Annotated in this window: 16 protein-coding genes and 3 pseudogenes; 11 read left to right on the forward strand and 8 right to left on the reverse strand. The window is 69.5% G+C overall.

The window, feature by feature from the left end:
- Positions 1–43 precede the first annotated feature (43 nt).
- The 3 genes from J8403_RS34415 (at position 44) to J8403_RS34425 (ending at position 2,107) form a co-directional block, all read left to right on the forward strand.
- The gene (locus J8403_RS34415) at positions 44–658 is read left to right on the forward strand and encodes an NAD(P)-dependent oxidoreductase (protein WP_246586124.1); all 615 of its coding nucleotides are present in this window, start codon (positions 44–46) and stop codon (positions 656–658) included.
- 232 nt (positions 659–890) lie between these two features.
- Positions 891–1,643: an SDR family NAD(P)-dependent oxidoreductase gene (locus J8403_RS34420; RefSeq protein WP_211126551.1), complete on the forward strand. Its 753-nt coding sequence runs from the start codon at positions 891–893 to the stop codon at positions 1,641–1,643.
- A gap of 293 nt (positions 1,644–1,936) precedes the next feature.
- Positions 1,937–2,107 carry a hypothetical protein gene (locus tag J8403_RS34425; RefSeq protein WP_211126552.1) on the forward strand — a complete coding sequence of 57 codons (171 nt, stop codon included), beginning with the start codon at positions 1,937–1,939 and terminating at the stop codon, positions 2,105–2,107.
- An 87-nt stretch (positions 2,108–2,194) separates the two neighbouring features.
- On the opposite strand, the pseudogene J8403_RS34430 reads toward J8403_RS34425, so the two are convergent.
- The 3 genes and pseudogenes from J8403_RS34430 to J8403_RS34440 form a co-directional block, all read right to left on the reverse strand.
- A pseudogene (locus J8403_RS34430) lies at positions 2,195–2,708 on the reverse strand (integrase); the annotation flags it as partial.
- 58 nt (positions 2,709–2,766) lie between these two features.
- Positions 2,767–3,312: a helix-turn-helix domain-containing protein gene (locus J8403_RS44830; RefSeq protein WP_425519853.1), complete on the reverse strand. Its 546-nt coding sequence runs from the start codon at positions 3,310–3,312 to the stop codon at positions 2,767–2,769.
- A gap of 207 nt (positions 3,313–3,519) precedes the next feature.
- The gene (locus tag J8403_RS34440; protein WP_211128730.1) at positions 3,520–3,720 is read right to left on the reverse strand and encodes a hypothetical protein; all 201 of its coding nucleotides are present in this window, start codon (positions 3,718–3,720) and stop codon (positions 3,520–3,522) included.
- A 237-nt stretch (positions 3,721–3,957) separates the two neighbouring features.
- On the opposite strand from J8403_RS34440, the gene J8403_RS34445 reads away from it, so the two are divergent.
- Together J8403_RS34445 and J8403_RS34450 are read left to right on the forward strand one after the other, a co-directional pair.
- Positions 3,958–4,803: an aldo/keto reductase gene (locus tag J8403_RS34445; protein ID WP_211126553.1), complete on the forward strand. Its 846-nt coding sequence runs from the start codon at positions 3,958–3,960 to the stop codon at positions 4,801–4,803.
- A 13-nt stretch (positions 4,804–4,816) separates the two neighbouring features.
- The gene (locus tag J8403_RS34450; RefSeq protein WP_211126554.1) at positions 4,817–5,428 is read left to right on the forward strand and encodes an NADPH-dependent FMN reductase; all 612 of its coding nucleotides are present in this window, start codon (positions 4,817–4,819) and stop codon (positions 5,426–5,428) included.
- 41 nt (positions 5,429–5,469) lie between these two features.
- Here the strand turns inward: J8403_RS34450 and J8403_RS34455 are convergent, their stop codons facing one another.
- Positions 5,470–6,525 carry an LLM class oxidoreductase gene (locus tag J8403_RS34455; RefSeq protein WP_246586125.1) on the reverse strand — a complete coding sequence of 352 codons (1,056 nt, stop codon included), beginning with the start codon at positions 6,523–6,525 and terminating at the stop codon, positions 5,470–5,472.
- Positions 6,526–6,855: 330 nt separating this feature from the next.
- On the opposite strand from J8403_RS34455, the gene J8403_RS34460 reads away from it, so the two are divergent.
- The 3 genes and pseudogenes from J8403_RS34460 to J8403_RS34470 all read left to right on the forward strand — a co-directional run bounded on the left by J8403_RS34460 (position 6,856) and on the right by J8403_RS34470 (position 9,071).
- The gene (locus J8403_RS34460) at positions 6,856–7,188 is read left to right on the forward strand and encodes a DUF1931 family protein (RefSeq protein WP_246586413.1); all 333 of its coding nucleotides are present in this window, start codon (positions 6,856–6,858) and stop codon (positions 7,186–7,188) included.
- 223 nt (positions 7,189–7,411) lie between these two features.
- Positions 7,412–8,346 (forward strand): annotated as a pseudogene (locus tag J8403_RS34465) (MDR/zinc-dependent alcohol dehydrogenase-like family protein); the annotation flags it as partial.
- 158 nt (positions 8,347–8,504) lie between these two features.
- On the forward strand, positions 8,505–9,071 hold the full coding sequence (locus J8403_RS34470) for a type 1 glutamine amidotransferase domain-containing protein (protein WP_211126555.1): 567 nt from the start codon (positions 8,505–8,507) through the stop codon (positions 9,069–9,071).
- 86 nt (positions 9,072–9,157) lie between these two features.
- Here the strand turns inward: J8403_RS34470 and J8403_RS44450 are convergent, their stop codons facing one another.
- Positions 9,158–9,283: a hypothetical protein gene (locus J8403_RS44450; protein ID WP_281428007.1), complete on the reverse strand. Its 126-nt coding sequence runs from the start codon at positions 9,281–9,283 to the stop codon at positions 9,158–9,160.
- 240 nt (positions 9,284–9,523) lie between these two features.
- On the opposite strand from J8403_RS44450, the gene J8403_RS34475 reads away from it, so the two are divergent.
- Positions 9,524–9,757 carry an aromatic-ring hydroxylase C-terminal domain-containing protein gene (locus tag J8403_RS34475; protein ID WP_211126556.1) on the forward strand — a complete coding sequence of 78 codons (234 nt, stop codon included), beginning with the start codon at positions 9,524–9,526 and terminating at the stop codon, positions 9,755–9,757.
- 86 nt (positions 9,758–9,843) lie between these two features.
- The gene (locus J8403_RS34480) at positions 9,844–11,994 is read left to right on the forward strand and encodes an MMPL family transporter (RefSeq protein WP_211126557.1); all 2,151 of its coding nucleotides are present in this window, start codon (positions 9,844–9,846) and stop codon (positions 11,992–11,994) included.
- A gap of 203 nt (positions 11,995–12,197) precedes the next feature.
- On the opposite strand, the gene J8403_RS34485 is transcribed toward J8403_RS34480, so the two are convergent.
- Positions 12,198–13,649, reverse strand: coding sequence for a HAMP domain-containing sensor histidine kinase (locus J8403_RS34485; protein WP_211126558.1), 1,452 nt, complete (start codon positions 13,647–13,649; stop codon positions 12,198–12,200).
- Positions 13,646–14,338 carry a response regulator transcription factor gene (locus tag J8403_RS34490; RefSeq protein WP_211126559.1) on the reverse strand — a complete coding sequence of 231 codons (693 nt, stop codon included), beginning with the start codon at positions 14,336–14,338 and terminating at the stop codon, positions 13,646–13,648. The genes J8403_RS34485 and J8403_RS34490 overlap by 4 nt, the downstream gene beginning before the upstream one ends.
- Before the next feature lie 23 nt (positions 14,339–14,361).
- Here J8403_RS34490 and J8403_RS44455 point away from each other — a divergent pair.
- A pseudogene (locus tag J8403_RS44455) lies at positions 14,362–15,248 on the forward strand (transposase family protein).
- A gap of 128 nt (positions 15,249–15,376) precedes the next feature.
- Here the strand turns inward: J8403_RS44455 and J8403_RS43975 are convergent.
- The gene (locus J8403_RS43975; protein ID WP_246586127.1) at positions 15,377–15,943 is read right to left on the reverse strand and encodes a TetR/AcrR family transcriptional regulator C-terminal domain-containing protein; all 567 of its coding nucleotides are present in this window, start codon (positions 15,941–15,943) and stop codon (positions 15,377–15,379) included.
- Positions 15,944–15,998: the final 55 nt, after the last annotated feature.

Consider the following 15,998-nt stretch of genomic DNA (forward strand, 5'->3'; position numbering starts at 1 on the left):
TACTGAAGTAACCAACAGTTGTTCAGTTAGAGGATGAATGATCATGCGCATAGCCGTACTCGGAGCGTCAGGGCGGACCGGCAGCGCGCTCGTCGATAAAGCGCTGGAACGGGGACACGAGGTCGTGGCCCTGGTTCGCACGCCGGCCAAGGTCACCGTGCCCGCGTCGCGGCAGGTCGAGGTCCGGAAGGCGGATGTCACCGACCCGCAGAGCTTCCCCGACCTGACCGACGTCGACGTGACCGTCTCTGCCATCGGTATCGGTAAGGGTGACGGCCCGGGCGCACTGGTCGCCGGGGCCAGGGTGCTCGCGTCGGCGAACTCTCGTGCGACGGTATGGCTCGGCGCACTGGGCTCGGGCGTGTCGAGTCGATCGGGTGGGCTGATCTATGCGGGGGTGATGCGGATGTTCGTCGGCTCGGAGCTGGCCGAGAAGGTCGAGGCCGACCGGATCGCCCTGGATGCCGGCGCTACGGTGTTCCACGCCCCGGACGTCACCGATGGCCCTCTCAGCCCTACCCGCCACATCGTGCCACTGGCGGACCTGCGGCGTCCGCTGCTGCCGCCCCGAATCTCCCGGGCCACGCTGGCCTCCTTGTTGCTGGACGAGGCGGAGACGGGCCGGCACGGTACCGGAATCGTCGTACCCCTGAGTTAGTCATCGGTTGACGCGACAGCCCCCGTTGTCCACGGGGGCGGGAGTGAACCGCCATCGGCAACCGCGATCGCGGTTGTGCAGACGGCCATGCCCGGCACCGACGCGTGACAGGGGGCTGCCCCTCATCGGGCAGGCCGAGGTCAACGAGCACCGGCCGTCGCGGTAGCCCGAACAAAATCGCCTGGGCGAATCAGGCATCGCCTGGTGCGAGTAACTACATCGGAAGGTCATCATGGGCAACTTCTCAGGAAAAATCGGACTCGTGACGGGTGCTGGAAGCGGAATCGGCCGCGCGACGGCGATCGAGCTGGCCCGGCAGGGTGCCACTGTCACCGTCACCGACATCAACGAGGCCACAGCCGTCGAGACCACCGAAACGATCAGGAAGGACGGCGGAGAGGCACTTGCACTCAGCGTCGACATCGCCGACGAGGACGCGGTGCGGACGGCCGTCGAACGCACGGTCGAGACGTACGGCGGCCTCGACTTCGCCGTGAACAACGCCGGCCTGGACTCACACCACCGGCAGCTCGACCAGATGCCCCTGGAGGAGTTCGAGCGCGTGACCCACGTCAACCTGGGTGGGACCTTCCTCTGCATGAAGTACGAGCTACCCGCTCTGCGGAGCCGCGGCGGCGGCGCGATCGTCAACGTCGCCTCCAACGGCGGCCTGTACGCGATCCCGACCGCCCCCGCCTACGTGGCAGCCAAGCACGGCATCGTCGGGCTCACCAAGGTAGCCGCCGTGGACTACGCGCCGCACAACATCCGCGTCAACGCCGTCTGCCCCGGCCCGACCCGTACACCCGGCTTCGAAAGGGTGGCGGCCGGAACCGACTTGATCGCGATGCAGGAGGCGATCACCCCACTCGGCCGGATGGCCACATCGGAAGAGGCCGCCGCAGCCGCAATCTGGCTCTGCTCGGACGCCGCGTCCTACATCACCGGGATCGCCCTGTCGGTCGACGGCGGACGGCGGGCATGAGGTCATCGCGGTCGAGGAGTACACGGCCGCCGAAGCCCTCAGCCTGCCCCGGCCTCGGAACATCCGCGCCACACAAGGACGGAGTCGCCCTCAGCGACCCGACGACGGCTCATGAACGATCGAGGCTGACGCTTGTCACAGCATTCCTTGATCATTAGGGGTGTGTCGATGGCGAGGCGGGGGCGTCATCGCAGGCTGGAGTTCGAGGTGGAGTACTGGCGCCTGCCGGCAGCCGGGGTGGGCACCGTGGACGCCTGCAAGCAGCTCGGGTTCGGGCAGAAGACCGGGCACCGGTGGCGGACACGGAACGGAGGTCTCCAGCGGGCGTCCAGCTCGCGGCAGAAGAAGTCGATGCGTGCGCCATGGCCGCGATCAGCGCCGTGGGAGCTGCCAACAGGGCTGTGAACCTGGCGGAGACGCTGGGAATCGACAAGCTCTTCCGGATCGGCAAGGACGAGGAGTGATCTCCGAGTGCCCTCCTCGCCGGGCCGCACGAGTCACCGGGCGTCCTCCGTTTGTGGCGGCTCGTCTCCGCGAACGCCGATCTCGAACCAGGTGGTTTTACTTGAGTTCCGCTGGGGTGCTGGGTTGATGCCGGCCTCCTTCAGGACTTCCCAGATGGCGGACGCGCCCACCTTCACTCCCGGCACGAGCAGTTCGCCCTACAGGCGCCGGTACCCCCAGCTCGGCTTCTCCTTCGCCAGGCGCAGCACCAGGATGCGGATGGAGCGCACGGTGCGCGGTCGTCCTGGGCGTTTGGGGCGGCAGAAGGCGGCATGGCGGCGTTTGACGAGGTTGCGGTGCCAACGCAGGACTGTGTCGGGGCGTACGAGCAGCCGTAATCGTCGCAAGACGTGCAGTGGCAGCCGGTGCAGCAGCGCAGCCAGGGATGCCCGATCGCTGGGCGCGAACCGGCTCTTGTCCCTGCCGAGTTGACGTTCCAGCACGGTGATCTGGTGGCGCAGGGCGAGGATCTCCGCGTCCTTGTCCCGGTCGGTCATCGGCAGCAGGCGCAGCATTGCGAACGCGTTCGTCACTACCTAGGTAAGCCAGTCGCAGCAGCACGACCGATCATCATGACGCCTGGCCCACCGACTAGCTATGAGGGGCCGAGACCGTTGCCTCACCGCGGAATCTTTTCCGCGTTCTCGTCGGAGCGGGGGGCGTGCCTGTTGAGTCGGCACGGAGCGTGGTGCCGGTGTTGCCACCGGTCCATTCCTCCGTGCCGCTCGCCGAACGCGGCGTACCCGTCTCCGAGTACCGGGCTCTCCACGGACTCTGCCGTTCGCGCGGGGTTGGGGTGGGTCCACGGGTCGGAGGTCGTGTTGCCTCTGTAGCGGTAGCGGGTGACCGTCACCGCTTGGAGGTCGAATAGTTCGATCCCGTCTGCCGAGGGCTTTTGCCACCGTCCGGTGTGGTCGGTGGTCAGGTTCACCAAGGCGTGGTGGATACGCAAAGTGGTGCGCCAGCGGTGAAAACTCATGCTCAGCTCGGTGTGGAACAGCCGGCTCAGGGTGCGCTCGCTGGCCCCCACCGCGCGGCCCAGCTCGGCCGGCGTGGCAGGTCGGGTGGGATCCTCGCGCAACAGGTCCGTGGCCGCGCGCAGCCGGTCGTCGCTGGCTTCCTGCAGGTGCAGGGACGATTCCGCCGCGTCGACGAGCTCGTCCACGATGACGGCCAGCAGGCGCCGGTGTGCGCCGGGACGCCGTTCCGGCACGTCGGTGAGAGCCAGACAGCAGGACAAGCCAGGCGAAGATCCGTGTGGAGATCAGGCAGAGCAGTCGCACGAACCTAAGGACTCACGGTGTCGTATCGGTGCAGGGGAGCGTCGTCCCAGGTCAGGGGCTGCGCAGCCCTTCTGAAGCGGTACGGGACCCTAGTGCTCTGGCCGCAAAGGCAGGTCGACGGCGGCGAAGTTCCGGTCGCCCAGCAGCGTCCCGGCACGCAGATCGCCCGCCAGCCGTCCGGCGTACTCCAGCTCGGCGGTAGCGGCCGAGCCGAACACCGCCCCGATCACCGCCCGGGTCCCGCAGGCCACCAGCGCCGCCAGCCGGACCTGCGGATCGCCCTGCGGCACTTCGCCGTGCAGACCGCGATGATCGGCTTCGCGGCGGTCCTCTCCTGCGGCGCCGTTGTGTCGGTCGCCGTCGCGTTGCGCGACCGCGCACCCGGTCCCGGCGCGCTCTCGGCGCAGTCCGCTCGCCCCTCCTGACCTCCCTGCGGCGTATGCGACACCGGTTGGCTGGGAGGCGCGGACCTGGGCACTCGGTGAGGGTACGCGTGACACGGATCCGCGGCAGACGGGAGGCACGAGATGCCTGCGGAATCGGCCAGAACGATCGCACTCCCCTCCGGTGAGGAGATCGCGGCGCTCGGGCAGGGCACCTGGTACCTGGGCGAGGATCCGGCCCGGCGTGAACAGGAGATCGCCGCGCTGCGGCTGGGCGTGGACCTGGGCATGACCGTCGTGGACACGGCGGAGATGTACGGCGACGGCGCAGCCGAGGAGCTCGTCGGGGAGGCCCTCCGGGGACGCCGGGAGGAGGTCTTCCTGGTCAGCAAGGTGCTGCCCGGCCACGCCGATCGGAAGGGCACCGTCGCCGCCTGCGAGGGCAGCCTGCGGCGGCTCCGTGCGGAACGGCTGGACCTCTACCTGCTGCACTGGCGGGGACGGTGGCCACTCGAGGAGACCCTTGCGGGGTTCACCGACCTGATGGAGGCGGAGAAGATCCGTTACTGGGGCGTGAGCAATCTGGACGTCGCCGACATGGTCGAGCTCACCGCCCTCCCCGGCGGCGACGCCGTGGCCGTCGACCAGGTGCTGTACAACCTCTCCCGGCGCGGCATCGAGTGGGATCTGCTCCCCTGGTGCCGCGAGGCCGGGGTGACGGCCATGGCCTACTCCCCGATCGAGCAGGGACGGCTGCTGAAGGTCGAGGCTCTGGGTGCCGTGGCCCGGGCCCTCGGAGCCACGCCGACCCAGGTGGCACTCGCCTGGGTGCTGGAACAGGGGGTGGCCGCGATCCCGCGTTCCGGATCACCCGACCACGTTCGGGAGAACCGCGGCGCGGCGGACCTCCACCTTCCTGCCGAGGCGCTCGACGCCCTCGACGAGGCGTTCCCGCCGCCCAGCGGGCCCACGCCCCTGGAGATGCTCTGAAGGAGTTGACAGGATGGCGCGCTCCCCGCTCGTCGTCGGAATGGGGGGTTCGCTGCGCACCCCGTCGACCAGCCTCACCGCACTGTGTGCGGCGGTCGAGGGGGCGGCCGAGGCGGGCGCCGACACCCAGGTGATCGACCTCAAGCGGCTGGATCTTCCGCTCTACATGTCCGAGCAAGGGGTCCCTCCGTCCGCCCGTCGGCTTGCGGACGCCGTTCAGGCCGCCGACGCCCTGCTGTGGAGCAGCCCGACGTACCACGGGTCGGTCAGCGGCGCGTTCAAGAACGCGGTGGACTGGCTCGCCCTCCTGGCCGACCACGACCCGCCCTACCTGAGCAACAAACCCGTGGGGATGCTGACGACCGCCGGTGGAGTGCAGGGTCTACAGGCGATCAACGCGATGGAGTTCATCGTCCGGTCGCTGCGCGGCTGGGCCGTGCCGCTGGTGTTCGCGGTCCCGCGGTCCTCCCGGGTCTTCGATGGCGACGGACGCCTCACCGACCAGGCGGTCGCGGACCAATTGCGCGGCCTCGGCGCGGAGGTGACCAGGGCGGCCCTGCAGTTCCGGGCGGAGGGCACGTGCGACTACGCGCAGGAGCGGCCGTCCGGGGCCGTCCTGGACTGAGCCCGGCCCTGCCACGCAGGGGCGTCGGGGGTCGTCCTTTCTCAGGGCCCGGCCCGCCCCATGGGCCGCCGGTGCTCGCCGCGCGCCCCGGAGCTCCCGGGCGGGAAGTGCGGCAGCACGTGCTCGGCCAGTTCGTCGATCACTTCGGCGACCGGGCGGCGGCTGTGCTTGAAGTTGATCATCAGCTGGTCGATGCCGATGTCCTGCCAGGCCCGCATCATCGCCAGGAACGACACCCGGCCCACCGAGAAGCCCTGGTGGATGCGCCGGGGCAGGGCCAGCGGGTCCTCGGTCAGGTCCAGGTAGGTGGCCTGCGCGTACGGCTTGAACCCACCGCCGTCGCCCCGGGTCAGCTCCCGCCACCGCTCGATGTTCTCGGCCTGCTGCTGGAGCGGCGGGGTGTAGTACAGCCAGCCGTCCGTACTGTCGGCGATCCACCGGACGTCCTGCCTGCCGCGTCCCGTCATCAGGACGGGGATCCGCCGGTACACCGGCTTGGGCAGCAGATCGGTGCCGCGCATCCGGCCGAGCGGCGACTCCACGTGCGGGAAACGGTGCTCGAGGACGACACGGAAGTACTCCAGCGACTGCCGGAACGTCTCGGCCCGGCCGCCCAGGTCCTGACCGAAGGCCGGGAACTCCACGGGCCGGTCACCGGTGGCCACCCCGAGCAGGAGCCGTCCGCCTGACAGTTGGTCCACCGAGGCGGCCGCCTTGGCGGTGTGCAATGGATGCCGCAGCGGCATGACGATGCTTGCGGTCCCCAGCGTGATCGAGGTGGTGCGGGCGGTGAGCTGCCCCAGGTACACCCACGGGTCGAAGACCTGCCCGGCGTCCCCGAAGCCCGGGTCCAGCAGCGGCACGTCACGGACCCACACCGAGGCGAAGCCGGCCCGCTCGGCCTGCTGGATCCGCTCGATGTGCCCGGCCAGGGACGGCACGGGCCCGTCGAAGCCCTCCAGGGGCGTGATGGCGCCCACGGTCATCCTGCCGCCGGGATACGCCCTGGCCATGGCCACGTGCTCGGAGAACGGCAGCTGCGCCCTGCCTTCGACGTCCACGGGTGCGCCGGCTGAGGGAACTGTCGGTTGTGTCATGCGATCCTCCGGCGATTTCATGCCGTGTCCGGGTCCGCATCCATGCGCTGCGCCGGGGCCGCGTCGTTCCAGGGCCCGTGACGTCCGCCGAAGCGGCGGGTGCCCATGCCGCCGGGGGCAAAACCGTGACGGCCCGGCCACATTTTAGGGATGGGCATGACCTCGTCAGCTCTGCCAGGGAAAAGGGGGTGTTCTTTTTCGGCCTGGCGTGCGGAGTCGCTCAGCAGGGGGGCTCTGCGTATCTCGACCGGGGTAACAGCCGATGGCGGCGCGGCTGGGAGCGAGCGACGCCGTACGGTTCTCGGTGAGGAGTCGAGAGGCATGACGGTGATGGGTGTGTCGAAGTTCGAGAGGTTCTTCCGCGCCGCCGCAGGCCTCGACGTGGACAGGAACGACCTGAAGCGGTACGGCGACTTCGTCGACGCCAAGGTCTACGACCTCCTGGTCGTGGGCCAGGCGCCGGCCAAGGCCAATGGCCGGGACACCGTCGAACCGTGGGCCTCCAGGAGAGCATCCACCGGTTCCGGCGGTCGACGAGGAGGTCGAGGCGAAGCCGATCCTGGAACGGCTCGCCGCGCACCCTCCCCTCGGCAGGACGCCCACCCAGGAGACCGAAGACCGGCTGCTGTCGCAGTCGCGCCCCGGTGCATGTCGCCGGACTGAACCGGCATGCCGGGCGGGGGCCGGAAGGTGGAGACTGGAAGCCTGCACCGAGGCCCGGGTCGCGCCGCAGGTGCTCGGGGATTCGCGATCGCCCTTTCAGCGCGGTTGGTCACCTGGGCCTGGAAAATCACACCCGATTGCCTTCACATAACGGCGCGGGACGCGGAAGGTCGTTTCGGGGGTCCGTCTCGTCCCGCGATGCTCTGACACGCCAAGGGAAGACATGAAAGCTGTCGTCTACGAGGGACCGCGCGCCGTGAGCGTGAAGGATGTCCCCGAGGCGCGTATCGAAAGACCCACGGATGTCCTGGTGAAGATCACCACAACGAACAATCTGACCACTCCCGACGATCCGAGGATGGCCGGGGCCGCCTACGGTTTCGCCGACATAGGGCCCCTACGTCGGCAGGCAGGCCGAACTGCTGCGCTTCCCTACGGCGACCACAACTCCCCGGTGGTGCCGGAAGAGGCCGGGGGGCGGCAGACCGACTATGTGATGCTCTCCGACATCTTCCCCACCGGCCGGCACGTCACCGAGCTCGCCTGCGTGCGGCCCGGCGATACCGTGGTGCTCTACGGAGCCGGCCCGGTGGGCTGCGTGGCCGCGCTGTCGGCAACGCTCAAGAGCGCCGGGAAGGTCCTAATTTCCGACCTACACCCGGACCGCCTCTCCCTCGTCGAACAGATCGGCGCGATCCCGATCCACGATTCCAAGGGGCCCATCGACCAGGTCAAGCACACCAACGGCCTCGGCGCCGACCGCGGCTGCGCGTGCGTGGGCTACCAGGCGCACGAGCCGCAAGGCAACGAGCACCCCGACATGACCCTGAACCACCTGGTGCAGCCCGTGAAGTTCACCGGGACCACCGGTGTGGTCGGCGTGTTCATCCCGCGGGGACCCCGGCGGCCCGGACCGATGTACAGGGAGGGCGAGGCCGCCTTCGCCCACGGCATGCTGGGGTTCAGGGTCCAGAACATCGGCAACGGACAGACCAGCGTCAAGGCGTACAACGAGCAGTTGTACGGCCTGATCCGGGCCGGGAAGGCCGAGCCGTCCTGGATCGTCTCCCACGAACTCGTGGTGAACAAGGCAGCAGACGGATACACGGATACCAGCACGTCGATGCCCGCGACGACGGCTGGACGAAGGTCGTCCTCACCCGGAGGGCAGCTTTCGCTGACCGCGCGCAGACATGCGCTCGGGGCGCCCTCTCCGGCCCTGCCGTCCCGGTCCCGAAAAGGGACCCGGACGGGCCCTGCCGGGTGTCCCCGCCGCTCGCATCGTACAACCAGCGACTCGTGAAGGGAGCCATACCATGACACAGGAACTCCAAGGGATGCGGGTGGGGATTCTGGCCACCGACGGCGTCGAGCGCGTGGAACTCGACCAGCCGCGCGGTGCGCTGCAGGGCGCAGGGGCGAAGACCGAGATCGTTTCGCTCCACCCCGGCGAGATCCAGGCCCGACAGTTCGACCTCAACGCGGCCGGAACCTTCCCCGTGGACCGCCTGGTCGCCGACGCCTCCGTCGACGACTACCACGCCCTGCTCCTGCCCGGCGGCACCATGAACCCTGACCAGCTGCGCATGAACCGCGACGCGGTGCAGTTCGTCAAGGACTTCATGGCCAGCGGGAAACCGGTCGCATCGATCTGCCACGGCCCGTGGACCCTGGTGGAAGCCGACGCCGTGCGCGGCCGCCGCCTGACGTCCTGGCCCAGCATCCGCACCGACCTGCGCAACGCCGGCGCGGAGGTCGTCGCCGACCAGGAGGTGGTCGTCGACGGGCAGCTGGTCACCAGCCGCGGCCCGGCCGACCTGCCCGCCTTCTGCGCCGCCACCGTGGAGCAGTTCGCCCGGGCGCACCACCCCATGCCCGGCTGACCCGGCGGCTTGGTCGCCGGCGGTGGGAGCAGGCGGTGCACGGTGGAGGTGGGCCCGCCGGGCCCGCTCTCCACCCCACGGGCCGGTCAGCCGGGGCGGTCGCCTCCGTACGCCTGCCGGTCCGTAGCGTCGCGCAGCCGCGTCGAATGCCGCCACGTCCAAGTGGTGATCGTCATCATCTCCAGGGCGTCCAGGACGAGTCCGGTCTCCATTGGAGCCGAGGCGGTTCAAAGCGACCTTACGATCTCCGGTAGGCCGGGATCTCGTTCTGGCTCTACTCGGGAGTGGACCCGGCCGAGTGCGCCCGCCGCGCCGGCCAGAGCATCGAGGTTCTCTTTGCGTCTACTGGTCCGGAAGCACTGGTCAGGAGGGGCGCAGCCGTGGGAGGAATGGGGAGTTGGCGCGCAGGCCGGGCTCGGTCGAGAGCGGGTTGAGCGAAAGGCGCCTGACGGGTGAAACCCCAGGTCAGGCGCCCTTTTTCGGGCGTCTGGAAGAAACCCGGCTTCTTCGGGACGTCTTGGACCGGACGGGTCAACACCGTCACCGCCCGCACGGACCGGGTGGACGCCGACGCGTTGTTCATCCGGCCCGACGGCTGTGTCGCCCGGGCCTTGCCCACCGGGCAGGACCCCGACGCCACCACGCTGGTGCGTGCGCTGGGCACATGGTTCGGCCAACCGGCCTGAGCACCGTATTAACAGTCGTCTCAGCTTCGCTCGGTACGAAGTAGGCATCCAGACAAGCGATGCAACCCGTATGTAGGAGGCTAGTGATGGCAGTCAACACAGCACCGTCCGGCGAAGCGCCGGCCGGTCGGTTGGCAGGCCGGTGGGTGCCGTGGTTGGTGATTGGCTTATGGTTGGTGCTGGCGGCGGGCATGGTGCCGCTGAGTGGAAAGTTGAGCTCGGTCACCACCGACAGCGCCGTGGACACCCTGCCGGCCAGTGCCGAGTCCACCAAGGTGGCGGTGTTGGAGGACAGTCTCCCCGACGGTGACAACAACACGTTCGTCTTCGTGTACCACCGCGCCGGCGGCATGACCGACGCCGACCGCGCGACGGTCGAGCGCCACTACAACACCCTTGCCAAGCGGTACCCGCCGAAGGCGACGGCGGCGGCCGACGAGGACGACGAGGGCTCACCGACGAAACGCTCCACCGACGGCAAGGCGATGATGTTCACCCTCGAGGTGAGCACGACCTACGGCGCACCGGAGGCCATCGTCGGGCCGTTGCGTGACGCCGCGAAGGACCGCCCCGCCGGCCTGGAACTCGACGTGACCGGTCCGGGCGCGATCGACGGCGACATGGATGCCGTCTTCGACGGCATCGACGTGCAGGTCCTCCTCACCACCATCGTCGTCGTCACGCTCCTGCTCATCCTCACCTACCGCAGCCCGGTGTTGTGGATCATCCCGCTGGTGGCCGTTGGCGCGGCCGCACTGACCTCGATGGGGACCGTCTACCTGCTCGTCAAGGGCTTCGGCATCGTGGTCAACGACCAGAACTCGGCGCTGCTGACGATCCTGGTATTCGGCGTCGGCACGGACTACGCCCTGTTGCTCATCGCTCGATATCGGGAGGCACTGCACCACCATGAGAACGTCCGGGTCGCGATGGTCCACGCGCTACGCGGCGCGGCGCCGGCCATCGTCGCGTCCGCGGCCACCGTGGTCGCCGGCCTGCTCTGCCTGCTCGTCGCGGACCTGAACAGCACCAGCGGGTTGGGCCCGATCGGTGCGGCCGGCATCCTGTGCGCGCTGGTGGCCATGCTGACGCTCTTCCCGGCGGTGCTCGTGGTGCTCGGCAGGCGGATCTTCTGGCCGGCCATCCCGCGGTTCAGCACGGCCGTGGAGGAGAAGCCGGGGCTGTGGGGACGGCTCGGCACCGCCATCAGCCGCCGCCGGTGGGTGGCGACACTCGGCTCGCTCGGAGTCCTCGGCGTGCTCGCCATCGGGCTGGCGGGCAACACCGGCGCCCTGCGGGAGCAGGACCAGTTCCTGTCCGCGCCTGAGTCGGTCACCGGCTTCACCGTTCTCCGCCAGCACTTCCCGGAGCTCGGCGGCCAGCCCATGACGATCTTCACGCGGCCGACGCACCAGGAGCGGGTGCTCGACATCGTCAAGGACACTCGCGGTGTGGCCCTGGCCATCCCGGAGCAGACCAGCGGCGGCTGGGCCAACATCTCCGTGTTCCCGAAGGACGCGCCGGACACCGTCGCAGAGTACGACACGATCAAGCGGGTGCGCACCGCCGTGCACGCGGTGAGCGGGGCGGAGGCGATCGTCGGCGGGCCGAGTGCGGAGAACCTCGACACCGAGGTGACCACCAAGCGCGACGAGAAGCTGGTGATCCCGCTGGTGCTCGCCGTCGTCCTGATCGTCCTCGGGCTGCTGCTGCGCGCGATCCTGGCCCCGCTGGTCCTGATGGCCACCGTGATCGTCTCATTCGCCGCAGCCTTCGGCGGCAGCGTGTTCGTCTTCGACACGATCCTCGGGTTCAAGGGTGTCGACTATTCGGTGCCGCTGCTGGCATTCCTGTTCCTGGTGGCGCTCGGCGTCGACTACAACATCTTCCTGGCCAGCCGGGCCCGGGAGGAGACCGTGCGTCTCGGCACCAGAGAGGGCATGCTCAAAGCCCTCTCGGCCACCGGTGGCGTCATCACCTCGGCAGGCCTGGTCCTGGCGGCCACGTTCGCGGTCCTCGCCACACTCCCGCTGGTGATGCTGATCGAGGTCGGGTTCCTGGTCGCCTTCGGCGTGCTGCTCGACGCCCTGCTGGTGCGGTCGGTCCTGGTGCCCGCCCTCGCCTTGCTGATCGGCCGGCGGATCTGGTGGCCGAGCCGGCTGTCCCGTCCAGCGGCGGAGCTGCCGGACGGTCAACAGCCGCTCGCCGACGACGAGGAGCCCGCGCTGCAACGGTGAGCGCGGCGGCACGGACGAGATCCGGGACGGGCCCCAGGCCCGTCCCGGATTTTTTCATGGGCCCACGGCCGGCGCCCTTTGGTCCCGCGCCACGCGCCCGGGGTGGGGTCGGCGCATCGCGGTGTCCTGGCCCGACGGTGAGCCGCGCGGGGCCATGCCCGAAGGCCGCCGTCCCTTGTCCTGCGCCGCGCCGCCGGGGCGGGTCAGCGCACCGCGGTGTCATCCCCGGCGGTCAGCCGCGCGATCGGGGCGGGCGGGGCCGCGGCCGGAAGGTCGACCCGAAGCAGTGCGCCACCGCGTGCGGAGCGGGCGACGGTGGCCCGGCCGCCGTGGGCGTCGACGACCCGCTGCACGATCGACAGCCCCAGACCGGATCCCGGCAGCGCCCGGGCGCTGTCGGCACGGTAGAACCGGTCGAACACCCGCGGTACGTCGGCGGCGTCGATGCCCGGCCCGGCGTCGTCGACCTCGAGCACCGCCGCCGCGCCCTCGGCACGGAGCCGGACCTGGACCGGCTGGTCCGCGGGGGACCACTTGCCGGCGTTGTCGATGAGGTTGAGCACCGCCCGCTCGAGCGCAGCGGGACGCCCGCTCACCCACACGGAGGTCACGTCGAGCGCGACCTCGATGTCGGGCACGCGGGAACGCGCCCGAGTCGCGGCGGCCACCACCACGTCGGCGAGGTCGAGCACCTCGGTGCTCTCGTCGCTGACGTCACCGCGCGCCAGGTCGGTCAGCTCGGCGGCAAGGGTGCTCAACTCGGCCACCTGGGCGCCGAGATCCTTGAGCAGCCGGGTCCGGCTCTCCGCCGGCAGTGCGCTGTCCAGGGTGCCGCGACGATCGAGCCGGATCAGCAGCTCGACGTTGAGGCGCAGGCTGGTGAGCGGGGTCTTGAGCTCGTGGGCGGCGTCCTCGGCGAGCAGCCGCTGGGCCCGCCGGGAGTCCCGGAGCGCGGCGAGCATGTCGTTGATCGACTGGATCAGCCGCCGGATCTCCCCACCGCCCTCATCCGGGATGTCGGCGTCGAGATCCCGGGTGTGCGCGACACGTACCGCTGCGGCGGTCAGCCGGTCGATCGGTGCCAGCCCGGTCCGCGCCACGGTCCGCCCGACAAGGGCGCCACCGACCATGCAGAGCAGCCCGATCAGCAGCATGCCCAACCCGAACCGGTTGATCGGGCTGTCGTCGACGACGCGGGCCACCTGGACCGCGCCGTCGCCCGCCCGCAGCGTGTAGATGCGGTAGCCGTCCTCGTCGCTGTCGTTCGACTCCATCAGGTCGGCCGACGCGCCCTGCGCCACGCGCCCGGCGTGCTCGCTGACCGGGGGCAGCGCGGGTTGGCCGGCCGGCGTCCGGATCGAGCCATCGGGCAGGATGACCCGCACCAGCCGACCGGATCCGGGATACGGCGGTAGCTGGACCTGCGCCAGACCGGCGCGCTCCGCGGTCGTCGCCAGGACGCGGGAGTCGGCGCGCAGCTGATTCTCGGCGGTGTCCTCCAGCTCCCAGCCCAGCAGCTCGCTGGCCACCTGGAAGGCCACGAACACGCTGACCGCGATGGCCATCGCCGCGATCACCGTCAGCCTGGTCCGCAGGGACCGCCGGCGCCACCATCGGGTCAGCCGGCGCGGATCCCGACCGGCGGGCCTGCTCACGGAGGAGTCTCCCGCAACGTGTATCCCAGGCCGCGCAGCGTGTAGATCAATCGCGGCTCACCCTCGGCCTCCATCTTGCGGCGCAGATAGCTCACGTATACCTGGAGGTTGTTGGCGGTGGAGCTCATGCCGAAGCCCCAGATCGCCTCGAACAGCGCGTCGCGGGTCAAGACCCGGGTCGCGTTGCACATGAGGACCTGCAGGAGGGAGAACTCGGTCCGGGTCAGGCGCAGCGGCCGCCCGCCCCGCCACGCCTCGAACCTGTCGGGATCGAGCCGGACGTCGGCGAACGACAGGATCTGCGACTCCCCGCCGGTCGGCGTGCGCCGGCGCAACAGGGCCCGCACCCGGGCCAGCAACTCCTCGGTGGCGAACGGCTTGGGCAGGTAGTCGTCGGCGCCCGCGTCGAGCCCCGTGACCCGGTCGGAGACCTGGTCACGGGCGGTCAGCATCAGCACCGGCAGATCCCGACCCGCGGCCCGCAACCGCCGACAGGTCTCCAACCCGCCGAGGCGGGGCATCATCACGTCGAGGAGCAGCAGATCCAGCGTGTCACCGCCGGCCCCACCGACCCCGTCGAGCACGGCGAGACCGTTGGCGACGGTGCTGGTGTCGTAACCCTCGACCTGGAGCACCCGCTCCAGCGACTCACGGATGGACACGTCATCCTCCGCAATCATGATCCGCACGCCGGCCCTCCCCCTTCCAGTCGATGTTTTTGCCGCTCATTGTCCCCGGTCAACCTGAGGCCAGGATTAGAGCGTCGCTGGGTGCGAGACTCGACGTGCCCCGCGAACTTGCCCAGCACCTGGGCCGCCCGCTCTACGCCGAACGTCGCGCCCGCGGCACCCGCACCGGAAGCAGGGCGCTGACCTGCTACGGACAGGCGGCGCTGGGCCTGCGCTGGTTGCGGCAGAACACCGACGTCGACGCGCTGGCCCGCGATCACGGAATCTCCCGCGCCACCGGTTACCGCTACCTCGACGAGATCGTCACCGTGCTCGCCGATCAAGCCCCGGACTGCACGAGGCACTGGAACAAGCCAAGGGCGGAGGCCTGACCCACGTGATTCTCGACGGGAAGACCTTCGCTGCCGACCGCCTCGCGGAGAAGAACACCAGCGTCAAGGGCAAGCAGATCGATTGTGGTACTCCGGTACAGCGCATGAGCATGGCGGCAACATCCAGGTGCTGATGGCACCGAGCGGTTTCCCTTTGTGGGTCAGCGGTGTCGAACCCGGCTCGGTGCACGACCTGACCGCGGCCCGCGAGCACGTGCTGGGCGCCTTGTTTGTACTGGGCCGCCTCCCGACTCGACCTGCCCACCCTGGCCGACAGCGGCTGCGACGGCGCGGGCATCGGAGTGTTCACACCGGTCAAACGGCCCACCGACGGCCGGCCACTCGACGCGGACAACCGCACTTACAACGCACTGCTACGCGGCCTGCGCTGCCTCGGCGAACGCGGCTTCGCCCTGCTCCCCGGACGCTGGCGCGCTCTGCGGCACTTCACCACCAGTCCACGCAAGATCGGCGACATCGTCAAAGCCGCCCTCACGCTCACCCATTTCGAACATGCCGACTTACCTGAAACTCGTTGAGACCACCTCATTGGACGTCTGCCGCGCCTGTCGTCATTCGATCGTTTGCCGACAACGAAGGTCCGCACGGCCGCAGCTCCGCGGGCCCCTCCAGCACCCGGTGCCGGCGTACGAATTCCGGCTTCGGATCAGGCTGGTCGATCGGAGGTGTAGCGGGCGAGCATGGTCTCTACAGCCTGCTCGACGGCGTAGCGGATGTCAGAGGCTGCGGGGTTCCAGTCGGTCAGCAGCATGCGGGGCCACAGGACGTAGTTGGCGATCATCCCGAGGAACTGGTTGGCGGCGCTCTCGGAGTCCGGGGGGTCGGCGTCACCGGCCTCGTGCTCCGACTCCAGGTAGTGCTGGACTGAGGTGAAGTAGGGCAGCTTACCGAGCTGGAACTGCATCCGTCCCAGTTCCCAGGAATTTGAGCATGGAACGGAGCTCCTCAGCGACGGTGGATTCGTACAGAGCAGGAGGTGGAGGTAGGACTGCCACTCGGCCGAGATGTCCCGCACGGCGTTCTCGTCTCCCGCCTTCTGTGCGGCAATGAGCCTGTGGCGTGCGCCGTCCAGTTCTGTCAGCGTGTCTTTGGGCTTGCACTCACGAGCGGTGAAACGGGCGAAAGTTTCGCGCACATGATTCCAGGAGTCCGAGACCATGAGCCCGACCAGGGATGTGGATCCGGATTCCGCTAGGGCGACCAGCTCTTCCATCGATATCCTCCAGGTATGCCCTGCATCGTCGTGCCCATGGGTGGGGGGATGCCGG

The organism is Streptomyces yatensis (assembly GCF_018069625.1).
In the GTDB taxonomy this organism is placed as follows: domain Bacteria; phylum Actinomycetota; class Actinomycetes; order Streptomycetales; family Streptomycetaceae; genus Streptomyces; species Streptomyces yatensis.